Raw genomic sequence first — 10,641 nt, 5'->3', positions numbered from 1 at the left:
GCGACCGGTCGAACTACATCTGGCGACGCATGACTCCGATGTCGGCGCGGATCCGCGTCTCGTCACCGATGACGATGTGGCGCATTTTGCGCCGCTGGCGATTTCGGCCGAGGCCGATGCCCTGCTCGACTATATCGACTCGCTGATCGCACGCGGCGTTTCGGTCGACTCGGTCCTCGTCGACCTGCTCGCGCCCACCGCGCGCGTGCTCGGCGAATATTGGGAATCGGATCGCTGCGATTTCGTCGATGTGACGATGGGGCTGTGGCGGTTGCAGGAAATCGTCCATGAACTGGCGGCGCGCTTGCCTGCCGCCACCCGGCCCGGGGCGCGGTGGCGTGCGCTGTTTACGCCGATGCCCGAGGACCAGCATAGTTTCGGCTCGATCCTGCTCGACGAGATTTTTGCGCGCGAGGGCTGGTTCACCGACCGGCTGAGCGACATCAGCGCCTCCGAACTACTCGACCGCGTCTCGGCCGACTGGTTCGACCTCGTTGGATTGACGGTGGGATGCGAGTCTCATATGGCCGCGCTTCCTTCGCTCATTACGGCGGTGCGGAATATCTCAGCCAACCCGCAAATCTGCGTCATGGTCGGGGGGAGGATTTTCGTCGAGGCGCCCGCGCGCGCGGCCGAAGTCGGCGCAGACGGCACTGCGCCCGATGCCCGGCTCGCGGTGCAGGTCGCGAGCAATCTGGTCGGTGCGGTCTCCCGGAGGGAATTCGCTCGCGGGTGAGCTTCGATACGCGAAGGAGCGCAGCGGTTCGCCTGTGAACAAGCACGTCACCCCATTTGAGCCACGACCGTTTCAACGGGCCGATGCGTTGCCGTCGACGCTGTCGCCGCGCATGTTGGCGTCGCTGCTCGGCACCGTGGGCGACATGGCCTTTGTCCTCGACGCGGCCGGCGTGGTGCTCGACGTCGCCATTAGCGAATCAGGTTTGTCGACGCACGGTTTCGTCGAGTCGATCGGCAAGCCCTGGCTCGATACGGTCAGCGACGAAAGCCGCATCAAGGTGGTCGAGATGATCGCCGACGCCTGCAACGGCGTCGCCGCGCGCTGGCGCCAGGTCAATCATCCAAGCGCGAGTGGCGATATTCCGGTGCGCTATCTGACGATCGGGCTGGGCGAGGGGCGGCTGATCGCGATCGGTCGCGACATGCGTGACGCGGCCGTTCTCCAGCAGCGGCTGTTGCAGGCGCAGCAATCACTTGAGCGCGATTATCTGCGGTTGCGCCAGGCCGAGGCGCGCTATCGCTTGCTCTTCGACATGGCAACTGAGCCAGTGCTGATCGTCGATGCCGCCACCCGGCGCATCCGCGAAGCCAATCCCGCTGCACACCGCGTGCTCACCGCAAAGCCGGGATCGCTCACCGATCAGCCGGTTAGCGGTATCGTCGACGCTGACCACCGCGAAGCCTTTGTCGCCTATCTGGGTGCCGCCGAAGCCGCCGATGATGTCGTGCCGGTGGCCATGCCGCTGCGCGGTGGCGGCAGCGATGTGCTGCTGTCGGCGCGGCTCTTCCGCCAGGCCCGGGCGGCCATGCTGCTGGTACGGATCATGCCGGTTGACGCGACGGACCTGTCCATCGGCGCGGATATTCCCTGGGTCGATGTCGTCGAACGCATGCCTGACGCTTTTGTGCTCACCGACAAGGCGCTCAATATCCTGACCGCCAATGCCGCCTTCATCGAGCTTGCCCAATTGCCGTCGCTCGACCGGGCGCGCGGCAATCGGCTCGACGGCTGGCTCGGGCGTCCGGGGATCGATGTCGATTTGATGGTTGGCCAGCTCCGCGATCATGGCGCGGTGCGCAATGTCGCCTCGGTGCTGCGCGGCGTCGATGGCGGGGTCGAGGAAATCGAAGTCTCCGCCGTTGCCGCGCCCTATGGCGATAGCGAATGCTATGGTTTCACAATCCGGTCGGTCGGGCGGCGGTTGCGCGACATGCCGGCGGGCGACCAGCCGCTGCCGCGCTCGGTCGAGCAGCTCACCGATCTCGTCGGGCGCATGTCGCTCAAGGAAATCGTGCGCGAATCGACCGATTTGATCGAGCGGCTGTGCATCGAAGCGGCGCTTGCGCATACGTCGGACAATCGCGCTTCGGCCGCCGAAATCCTCGGCGTCAGCCGCCAGAGCCTCTATTCGAAGCTGCACCGGCATGGGCTGGGCAATCTGGTCGGCGACGACAGCTAGCCGATACGGCGACTGTCCAAAAAAACTGACAATCCAGATTGACGCTTTGAATTGTCAGGCATAGCCTTGCGCTATGGCTCAAAGCCCCGCCACGCTTGCCTTTGCACCGCCGCCCCGGCTGCGCGACGTGCTCGAATTGTTGAAGCCGATCACCTGGTTTCCGCCGATCTGGGCGTTCATGTGCGGTGTCGTCTCATCGGGTGAGGCCTGGGGGCCGCGCTTGCCCTTCATCATTCTGGGCGTGCTGTTGACCGGCCCGCTGGTGTGCGGGACGAGCCAGGCCGTCAACGACTGGTTCGACCGGCATGTCGATGCAATTAATCAGCCCGATCGCCCGATCCCCTCGGGCCGGATTGGCGGCACTTGGGGCCTGCGGATCGCGATTGTTGGTTCGTTGATTTCGGCAGCCGCCTCGGCGCTCGCCGGTCCTTGGGTGTTCGGGGCGACCTGCCTCGCGCTTGCGTCCGCCTGGGCCTATAGCGCACCGCCGTTTCGCGCGAAGATGAGCGGCATCTGGGGACCGGGGCTGGTTGCGATCAGCTATGAAGGGCTGACGTGGTTCACCGGCGCGAGTGTGATGTCGGGTGGCTTGCCACCCGCGCCCGTGCTGGCGGTGCTGCTGCTCTACAGCCTTGGCGCGCATGGCATCATGACGCTCAATGACTTCAAGGCCGTCGAGGGCGACCGCGCGATGGGCATTCGCTCGCTGCCGGTGACGCTCGGCGTCGACCGCGCGGTGCGCGTCGCTTGCTGGGTGATGGCGGTGCCGCAAGTCGTCGTCATCGCAATCCTGTTTCAGCTCCACCATGTCGGCGCGGGCGTGATCGTGATCGCGCTGTTGATCGGCCAGTTCGCGCTGATGCCGAAGCTGCTCGCCGATCCGGTCGGCAAGACGCCTTGGTATAATGCCACCGGCACCACGCTGTCGGTGCTGGGCATGCTGGCGTCGGCGCTGGGGCTCGGCGGAGTGCTGCCGATATGAAGCCGCTCGGCTGGTTCGGCATTGCCCGGCTCGGGCTGGTGCAATTTGCGATCGGCGCGGTGGTGATGCTCGCGTCGTCGCTGCTCAACCGGCTGATGGTTGTCGAATATGCGCTGCCCGCCGCTGTCCCGGCGGGACTCGTCGCGTGGCATTACGCCGTCCAGCTCTCGCGACCGGTGTGGGGGCACGGGTCGGACAAGGGGCACCGGCGCACGCCGTGGATCATCGGCGGCATGGCGATGCTGGCGGGCGGCGCGATGCTGGCGGTGGCCTCGCTCGGCGAACTCGGTCGCGGCAGCGTGCTCGGCTTTGCGATGGCGATTCTGGCGTTCAGCATTATCGGCGCGGGCGTCGGGGCGGCGGGAACGTCGCTGTTGGCATTGCTCGCGACACGGACGGCGCCCGAACGGCGCGCGGCGGCGGCGGCGATCACCTGGATCATGATGATCGTCGGGATCGTCATTACCGCGAGCATTGCCGGACGCCTGATCGATCCCTTTACGCCGCAGCGTCTTGCGCTGGTAGCGGGCGGGGTCGTCGGCGGTGCCTTTTTGGTGTCGCTGATCGGCATCTGGGGGATTGAGGGCACGCCGACCGCCGTCGTGCAGCCTGCCGATGCGCTGCCCGCCCAGTCGTTCGGCGAGGCCGTTCGCGAAATGCTCGCCGAGCCTGAGGCGCGGCATTTCACCGGCTTCGTCTTTCTGGCGATGCTGGCCTATTCGATGCAGGATTTGATCCTCGAACCCTTTGCCGGGCTCGTCTTCGGCATGACGCCGGGGCAATCAACCCAGCTATCGGGCACGCAGCATAGCGGCGTCCTGCTCGGCATGATCCTCGTCGGCATCGGCGGCAGCGCGTTCGGCGGTGGCACCCCGCGCGTGCTGCGACGCTGGATCGTGGGTGGCTGCCTTGGCTCAGCGCTTGCGCTGGCGGGGCTGGGGCTGGCCGCGCGGGCAGGGGCGGGCTGGCCGCTCGCCGCGAATATCTGGGCGCTGGGCTTTGCCAATGGTGTCTTCGCGGTCGCCGCAATTGGCGCGATGATGAGCCTCGCGGGTGCTGCCGGACCGCAGCGCGAGGGCGTGCGGATGGGCGTTTGGGGCGCGGCACAAGCGATTGCCTTCGGCCTTGGTGGGCTGACTGGCGCCGTCGGGGTCGATCTTGCGCGGGCAGTGATGAAGGCGGATGGACCGGCGTTCACGCTGGTTTTTGCCGTTGAAGGTGGCTTGTTTCTGGCGGCCGCGTGGCTCGCCGTGGGTGTTGGACGCGGGGCAATCGCCCGGCAACGGAGGGCTTTGGCATGAAGCATGATTTCGACGTCGTCGTTGTTGGCGGTGGCCCTTCGGGCGCGACCGCAGCCACCGATCTTGCGCGCGCAGGGCATCATGTCCTGCTGCTCGACCGCGCAGGCCGCATCAAGCCGTGCGGCGGCGCCATCCCGCCACGGCTGATCAAGGATTTCGAGATTCCCGATCACCTGCTCGTTGCCAAGGCGACAGCGGCGCGCATGATCGCGCCATCGGCCAAGGCGGTCGAAATGCCGGTTGGCGATGGCTTTGTCGGCATGGTCGATCGCGAAGTTTTCGATGAGTGGCTCCGCGCGCGCGCCGCGCTTGCCGGGGCCGAGCGGCGGACGGGGACGTTCGAACGGATCGAGCGCGATGCCGATGGCACGGCTGTCATCGTCTATTCGCAAGATCGCGGGGGCGCCGAACACCGCGTCCGCACCCGCGCGATCATCGGCTGTGACGGCGCCAAGTCGGGCATTGCCCGTCAGGCAATCAAAGGCGCCAAGACCAAATTCGTCTTCGCCTATCACGAAGTCGTGAAGGCGCCCGCCGCGCATTTCGATTATCGCCCCGAACGCTGCGATGTCGTCTATCAAGGCAATATTTCGCCTGATTTCTATGGCTGGGTGTTCCCCCACGGCGAGACCGCAAGCATCGGCGTCGGCAGTGCGAACAAGGGCTTTGCGCTGCGCGATTCCTGCACGCGGCTGCGCGAGCAAAGCGGCCTCGCCGGGTGCGAGACGATCCGCCGCGAAGGCGCGCCGATCCCGCTCAAGCCGCTGTCGCGCTGGGACAATGGCCGCGATGTGGTCGTCGCGGGTGATGCGGCTGGCGTCGTCGCGCCGGCATCGGGCGAGGGCATTTACTACGCGATGAGCTGCGGGCGCTTCGCCGCGGAGTCGGTCACGCAATTCCTCGCGACGGGTAAGCCGCAGGCGCTGCGTCAGGCCCGCAAGCGCTTCATGCGCGCGCATGGCCGCGTGTTCTGGGTGCTCGGCATTATGCAGCATTTCTGGTACCGCAGCGACAAACGCCGCGAACGCTTCGTCACCATCTGCGAGGACAAGGACGTTCAGCGGCTAACCTGGCAAGCCTATATGAACAAGGAGCTCGTCCGGGCCGAACCGATGGCGCATGTGCGTGTGTTCGTGAAGGACATGGGGCATTTGCTGGGACTGACCGCCTGAGCATGTCCAAACCCATGCCGCGCCTCTGGCTGTTCCCGATCGTCGTCGGCGGACTGGTGGCTGCAATCGTCGCGATCATGGGCCTGACGATCGCGCTGCCCGATGCCTGGTACCACCAACTGGTGCTGCCGCGCTGGGCACCGCGCGATGATGTATTCGGGCTGGTCTGGATGATCGTCTATGGCCTGACCGCGATCGCCGTGATCACCGGCTGGCGCGCGATGCCGACGCGCGAGGGCGACTGGCTGATTGGCCTGTTCGCGACATCGGGGTTCCTCAATATCCTGTGGAGCATGTTGTTCTATCGCCTCCACCGGCCCGACTGGTCGCAACTCGAAGTGATCTTGTTCTGGATTTCGGCGCTTGCACTGGTGGTGCATAGCTGGCGCTGGTCGATCACCGCAGCGCTGATGTTCCTGCCCTATCTCGGCTGGGTGACGTTCACCGGCTATCTCAACCTTGTGATCGTGCGGCTGAACGGCCCGTTCGGCTGAGCGGGATGGCCGGGCTGTTTGCGAGCGGCCATGCCGTCGATATCGTCCTGCTCGTGATTGCGATCGAAGCGATCTGGCTGCGACTGGCCGCGCGCTGGCACTGGGCGACGCTGCTCTGCCGCCTGATGCCCGGTGTGATGATGCTGCTGGCGCTCCGCGCCGCGCTCACCGGGGGCGGCTGGCCAGTGGTTGCGCTGCTGCTGGCGCTGTCGTTCCCGTTCCACCTTGCCGATCTGCGCTATGGGCAAGGCGTGCGAGCATAGAAAAGGGGCGGGCCTGCAACCAGACCCGCCCCCGAATTTGCCGATGTCTTCGCTTACTTGAGCGTCGCCAGATACGCGATCGTGTCCGCGCGCTGCTGCGGATCGGTCATGCCCGGATAGGTCATCTTGGTGCCGGGAACGACGCGCTGCGGCTTTTCGAGATACTGGAACAGCTTTTCCTGCGACCAGGTGATTCCGCTGTTCTTGTTGGCGGCCGAATAGGTGTAGCCCGCAACGGTACCCGCTGCGCGACCGACGATGCCCTTCAGCATCGGCCCGATCATGTTCTTGTCGGGGGCGTGGCACACCTTGCACGCGATAAAGGCCTTTTCGCCCTTGGCCGCATCGCCCGTGAACGACGCGAACTTGGCGCCCGAAACTGTGTCGGTATTGTCAGCGGCGATTGCGCCTGCTGCGGGTGCGGCAGCCGGGGCTGCGGTGTTGGCGGTTGCTTCAGGTGCTGCGGCGGCGGGGGTTTCAGCTGCCGGAGTGGCGGCGGTTTCTTCAGCCGGCTTTTGCGAGCATGCTGCCAGCGCAAAGACCGACAGAGCCACGCCAAAAGCGATCCGGCCCGTACGCGTCGACGATTGTGAGTGCATCTTGTCCTGCTCCTACCCATTCATGCCGGGCGATACCGGCGAAAACACTCGCTGATTCGGTCAAGTGTCGGCGCATCGATACACGGAATCGTGCAAGAGCAAAATTCACTTCGCATCAACCCGACTACATCCTTAAGGGCGCGGCTTTCGTACGGACCTGAAACCAATGTTCGCGCGTTGGGCGCGGCGATGGGTAAATTCTGGCTGATCACCAATCGATCCTCGGGCTCCACCAGCGTCGACCGACAGACCGCGCTGATTGAGCGCATGGCCGACAAGGGCTTTGTCGAAGCCGGGATCACCGACTTCCCCAATGATCCGCTGCCGAGCGCCGACGCGCTTGGCGCAGCGGGCGTCGGTCTGGCGGTGCTCTACGCGGGTGACGGAACCATCAACGCCGCGATCCGCACGCTCGAGCACTGGGACGGCGCAATCCTGATTCTGCCGGGCGGGACGATGAACTTGCTGGCGCGCGAACTTCACGGCGACGCTGATCTTCTCGCTATCATCGATCTGGCCGACGCCGACGCCCCCCGCGTGGCGCTGCCCTATGTGGAGGCAGGCGAATCGCGCGCCTTTGTCGGCCTGATCCTCGGGCCAGCGGCGAACTGGGCGCATGCACGGGAGGCCGCACGCGCGGGGCGCGGCCGTTCGATGCTGCGCGCGATTGTCCATGCCTGGCGGCGCACGTTCGGGCGTGGCATTCGGGTCACCGGCGCGGCGGGCTTGCCACGCCAGGCGCAGGCGGTGTTTGTCCAGCCTGATCGTGACAGGCTGCGGGTAGCGGCAATCGATGCGCGCGACTGGCGCACGATCCTGGCGCTCGGCTGGGAGTGGGTGACGGGCGATTGGATCAAGGCCGCCGCCGTCCACGAAGTGCGCGCGCAGACGCTAAGCATCGCCGAACACCGCCCGGCGCTTGGCCTGTTCGACGGCGAGCCAGTCAAGATCGCGCCCGATGTGACGATCCGCGCGGGCCGAACCGCACCTCAGTTTGTGCAAACGCGCGAAACCTGATGGCAACGCTGTTCCATGTCAGCGATATCCATTTCGGCGCCGAAGACCCGGCCGCCCTCGCATGGTTCACGGCAATTGTGCACGCCGAGCAGCCCGATGTGGTTGTCGTCACCGGCGATCTGACGATGCGCGCGCGTCACGCCGAATTCGCAGCGGCCACCACATGGCTCGAAGGGCTGCGGCGCCCGGTCACGGTCGAAGTCGGCAATCACGATCTGCCCTATTTCAATCCGGTCGCGCGCTTTCTTCAGCCCTATGCGCGTTACGGTCGGCTTGAGCGTATGATTGAGCGCCCGCTCGAAATCGCCGGCGTCGCGATTGTGCCGCTGCGGACCACCACGCGTTTCCAGTTGCGGCTCAACTGGTCGAAGGGGCACATCAGCGATGCCGAGCTTGGGCTGACGCTAGAGCAACTCGCAGCGGCGCCGTCCGACCGATTCTCGATCGTCGCGGGGCATCATCCGCTGATCGAGGCCGGGACGCGGGGGACGGCGCATACACGCGGCGGCGCCGACGCGCTGCACCGGCTCGCAGCGGCTGGCGTGCGCGCGGTACTTTCAGGCCATGTCCACGATCCGTTCGATCAAGCGGTAATCGTCGGCAGCGAGACGATAAGGCTGATCGGCGCCGGCACGCTGTCGCAGCGTATCCGCAGCACGCCGCCGTCGTTCAACGAACTGCGGATCGAAGGCGATGCGCTTGCGGTGACGGTGCGCGAGATGCGCTAGGCGATGGCCTGACCGAACACGAGCAAATTACCGTCGGGCGCGCGGATCATCAACTCGCGCTGGCCATAGGGCTGATCGACCGGCCCGACGACATGACCCGCGGGCAAGGTCGCGAGCTTTGCGGCGATCTGCTCGTGCATTTTGGCGAGGTCGCGAACATCGACATAATAGGCAAAGCCACGGTGCGGCTCGCCGAGTTCATCCGGGCAGTGGTTTTCGAGGATCCGGATACCGGCGCCGTCAAGCGAGACATAGGCATATCCCGGCTGCTGAAAGGCGAGCGTGAAGCCCAGGATGTCGACGAAAAAATGCAGCGCCGGCGCGATCTCCGCGACGTGCATGACCGGCGTGATCTGCAGGACATTGTCGGCCATGCGGTTGAGACTATCACGCCGCGACGCATCGGCAAGCCGCTCAGCGGAGCCAGCGCCGCATTTGGGGATAGCGATCCTCGCCCGATGCGCGGGCCTCATCGACCGTCGGAACCATCCCGAACCATTCGAGCATCGGTACGCCGAAATAATGGCCGGCGTTGAAGTTATCAATGATCGCGCGCGCGCCGCCACGGTATCCGTGCGGGTGGAAAATGATCGCCGGGTCGATCTCAAGCGCGCGCGCCGCCGCATAGGACCAGGCGATCGCCGCCATTTCTTCGCCCGGATCGCTCGATACCGAGCACAAAGTCGCGCGCGTCGCCGGATCGGCGACGGCAATATGCCCCGCCTCGTGCAGCAAATCGCCGGGGTAAGCGAGCCGCACGGGATCGTAGACAATACCGCCGTCGCGCACGGTGAGGCCGGGCAGGAAACTGTTGTCGGGAACGGGACCCGGCGTGACGGGGATGCCGACGCCCTCGATAAAGGCGATCATGCGCGCATTCGGGAAGTCGCTCATCTTCGGGAAGCTACCTGATCACGGCGCAACGAAAAAGGGCGGCCCGTTTCCAGACCGCCCCTTGGTTGTGAGTTGAAGATCGCTTAGCGCTTCGAGAACTGGAAGCTGCGGCGGGCCTTCGCCTTGCCGTACTTCTTGCGTTCGACCGTGCGGCTATCGCGCGTCAGGAAGCCTGCCGCCTTCACGGGCGCACGCAGCACCGGCTCATAGCGGGTCAGTGCCTGGCTGATGCCGTGCTTGACCGCACCGGCCTGACCCGACAGACCGCCGCCCTTGACGGTGCAGATCACGTCATACTGGCCCTCGCGCTCGGCAACGCCGAACGGCTGGTTGATGACGAGGCGCAGCGTCGGACGTGCGAAATAGATTTGCTGATCACGGCCGTTGATCGTGATCTTGCCCGAACCGGGCTTGATCCAGACGCGGGCGACGGCGTCCTTGCGACGGCCGGTCGCATAGGCGCGGCCCTGCTTGTCGATGATGGCTTCACGCAGCGCGACGGGCTCGGGCGCGGGGCCCGAATTGCTGACCGGCATGACATCACCGAGCGTGGCGGCGGCAGGAGCCACCGGGCGCGGCTGGTTCGCCAGATCGGCGAGGTCGGAAAGCGACTGACGATTATCAGACATTAGTTGCCCACCTTATTCTTGCGGTTCATGCTCGCGATATCGAGCACCTGCGGGTTCTGAGCTTCGTGCGGATGGTTCGGCCCGGCGAAGACGCGCAGGTTGCGCATCTGGTCGCGACCGAGCGGCCCGCGCGGAATCATCCGCTCAATGGCCTTTTCCAGCACGCGCTCCGGGAATCGACCTTCGAGCACCTTGCCAGCGCTGACGGCCTTGATGCCGCCGGCATAGCCGGTGTGCTTGTAATAGATCTTGTCCTTCAGCTTCTTGCCGGTGAACTTGATCTTGTCGGCGTTGATGACGATGACATTGTCACCGCAATCGACATGCGGGGTGAAGCTCGGCTTGTGCTTGCCGCGCAGGACAT

The 10,641-nt window shown here is 65.4% G+C and carries 14 protein-coding genes; 9 read left to right on the top strand and 5 right to left on the bottom strand.

From position 1 onward, the window contains the following. The 7 genes from K2W81_RS15925 to K2W81_RS15895 form a co-directional block, all read left to right on the top strand. The coding region (locus K2W81_RS15925; RefSeq protein ID WP_294106331.1) for a cobalamin-dependent protein at nt 1-736 on the top strand (736 nt) is incomplete at its 5' end. Between the two features lie 112 nt (nt 737-848). After that, the gene (gene ppsR, locus K2W81_RS15920; RefSeq protein WP_294106329.1) at nt 849-2,198 is read left to right on the top strand and encodes a transcriptional regulator PpsR; all 1,350 of its coding nucleotides are present in this window, start codon (nt 849-851) and stop codon (nt 2,196-2,198) included. Nucleotides 2,199-2,271: 73 nt separating this feature from the next. Further along, complete coding sequence (gene chlG, locus K2W81_RS15915) at nt 2,272-3,180, top strand: chlorophyll synthase ChlG (RefSeq protein ID WP_294106328.1); 909 nt, start codon at nt 2,272-2,274, stop codon at nt 3,178-3,180. After that, nucleotides 3,177-4,481: a BCD family MFS transporter gene (locus K2W81_RS15910; RefSeq protein ID WP_294106326.1), complete on the top strand. Its 1,305-nt coding sequence runs from the start codon at nt 3,177-3,179 to the stop codon at nt 4,479-4,481. The genes chlG and K2W81_RS15910 overlap by 4 nt, the downstream gene beginning before the upstream one ends. After that, nucleotides 4,478-5,653 (top strand): geranylgeranyl diphosphate reductase, encoded by a 1,176-nt coding sequence (locus K2W81_RS15905; protein ID WP_294106324.1) that lies wholly within the window; start codon nt 4,478-4,480, stop codon nt 5,651-5,653. The genes K2W81_RS15910 and K2W81_RS15905 overlap by 4 nt, the downstream gene beginning before the upstream one ends. Nucleotides 5,654-5,667: 14 nt before the next feature. Continuing rightward, nucleotides 5,668-6,147, top strand: coding sequence for a TspO/MBR family protein (locus K2W81_RS15900; protein ID WP_294106323.1), 480 nt, complete (start codon nt 5,668-5,670; stop codon nt 6,145-6,147). Nucleotides 6,148-6,152: 5 nt separating this feature from the next. After that, complete coding sequence (locus K2W81_RS15895) at nt 6,153-6,410, top strand: hypothetical protein (protein ID WP_294106321.1); 258 nt, start codon at nt 6,153-6,155, stop codon at nt 6,408-6,410. A gap of 53 nt (nt 6,411-6,463) precedes the next feature. Here the strand turns inward: K2W81_RS15895 and K2W81_RS15890 are convergent, their stop codons facing one another. Further along, the gene (locus tag K2W81_RS15890) at nt 6,464-7,009 is read right to left on the bottom strand and encodes a c-type cytochrome (RefSeq protein WP_294106319.1); all 546 of its coding nucleotides are present in this window, start codon (nt 7,007-7,009) and stop codon (nt 6,464-6,466) included. A 189-nt stretch (nt 7,010-7,198) separates the two neighbouring features. Between K2W81_RS15890 and K2W81_RS15885 the strand changes: the two genes are divergently transcribed. Further along, a complete protein-coding gene (locus K2W81_RS15885; protein ID WP_294106317.1) occupies nt 7,199-8,026 on the top strand; it encodes a diacylglycerol kinase family protein in 828 nt (275 codons plus the stop codon). Continuing rightward, on the top strand, nt 8,026-8,754 hold the full coding sequence (locus K2W81_RS15880) for a metallophosphoesterase (protein ID WP_294106315.1): 729 nt from the start codon (nt 8,026-8,028) through the stop codon (nt 8,752-8,754). Before K2W81_RS15885 ends, K2W81_RS15880 begins: the two co-directional genes overlap by 1 nt. On the opposite strand, the gene K2W81_RS15875 is transcribed toward K2W81_RS15880, so the two are convergent. The 4 genes from K2W81_RS15875 to rplM all read right to left on the bottom strand — a co-directional run. Next, nucleotides 8,751-9,128, bottom strand: coding sequence for a VOC family protein (locus tag K2W81_RS15875; protein ID WP_294106313.1), 378 nt, complete (start codon nt 9,126-9,128; stop codon nt 8,751-8,753). The genes K2W81_RS15880 and K2W81_RS15875 overlap by 4 nt on opposite strands. Before the next feature lie 40 nt (nt 9,129-9,168). Further along, nucleotides 9,169-9,648, bottom strand: a complete 480-nt coding sequence (locus K2W81_RS15870; RefSeq protein WP_294106311.1) for a hypothetical protein — start codon at nt 9,646-9,648, stop codon at nt 9,169-9,171. 83 nt (nt 9,649-9,731) lie between these two features. After that, nucleotides 9,732-10,277: a 30S ribosomal protein S9 gene (gene rpsI / locus K2W81_RS15865; protein ID WP_294106309.1), complete on the bottom strand. Its 546-nt coding sequence runs from the start codon at nt 10,275-10,277 to the stop codon at nt 9,732-9,734. Then, nucleotides 10,277-10,641 (bottom strand): 50S ribosomal protein L13 (gene rplM, locus K2W81_RS15860; RefSeq protein WP_294106306.1); only part of this gene is annotated, 365 nt, incomplete at its 5' end. The genes rpsI and rplM, both read right to left, overlap by 1 nt.

The sequence above is a fragment of the Sphingomonas sp. genome, assembly GCF_019749955.1.
In the GTDB taxonomy this organism is placed as follows: domain Bacteria; phylum Pseudomonadota; class Alphaproteobacteria; order Sphingomonadales; family Sphingomonadaceae; genus Sphingomonas.
Note: the sequence above shows the minus strand (reverse complement) of the source record. Positions and strands in the feature narration are given on the sequence as shown.

What these genes read in the sequence shown, in the direction of transcription:
- ppsR (WP_294106329.1), top strand. Translation starts at nt 849, where the DNA reads ATGTTGGCGTCGCTGCTCGGCACCGTGGGCGACATGGCCTTTGTCCTC.
- K2W81_RS15905 (WP_294106324.1), top strand. Translation starts at nt 4,478, where the DNA reads ATGAAGCATGATTTCGACGTCGTCGTTGTTGGCGGTGGCCCTTCGGGC.
- K2W81_RS15880 (WP_294106315.1), top strand. Translation starts at nt 8,026, where the DNA reads ATGGCAACGCTGTTCCATGTCAGCGATATCCATTTCGGCGCCGAAGAC.
- K2W81_RS15875 (WP_294106313.1), bottom strand. Translation starts at nt 9,128, where the DNA reads ATGGCCGACAATGTCCTGCAGATCACGCCGGTCATGCACGTCGCGGAG.
- K2W81_RS15910 (WP_294106326.1), top strand. Translation starts at nt 3,177, where the DNA reads ATGAAGCCGCTCGGCTGGTTCGGCATTGCCCGGCTCGGGCTGGTGCAA.
- K2W81_RS15870 (WP_294106311.1), bottom strand. Translation starts at nt 9,648, where the DNA reads ATGAGCGACTTCCCGAATGCGCGCATGATCGCCTTTATCGAGGGCGTC.
- chlG (WP_294106328.1), top strand. Translation starts at nt 2,272, where the DNA reads ATGGCTCAAAGCCCCGCCACGCTTGCCTTTGCACCGCCGCCCCGGCTG.
- K2W81_RS15890 (WP_294106319.1), bottom strand. Translation starts at nt 7,009, where the DNA reads ATGCACTCACAATCGTCGACGCGTACGGGCCGGATCGCTTTTGGCGTG.
- K2W81_RS15885 (WP_294106317.1), top strand. Translation starts at nt 7,199, where the DNA reads ATGGGTAAATTCTGGCTGATCACCAATCGATCCTCGGGCTCCACCAGC.
- K2W81_RS15900 (WP_294106323.1), top strand. Translation starts at nt 5,668, where the DNA reads ATGCCGCGCCTCTGGCTGTTCCCGATCGTCGTCGGCGGACTGGTGGCT.
- rpsI (WP_294106309.1), bottom strand. Translation starts at nt 10,277, where the DNA reads ATGTCTGATAATCGTCAGTCGCTTTCCGACCTCGCCGATCTGGCGAAC.
- K2W81_RS15895 (WP_294106321.1), top strand. Translation starts at nt 6,153, where the DNA reads ATGGCCGGGCTGTTTGCGAGCGGCCATGCCGTCGATATCGTCCTGCTC.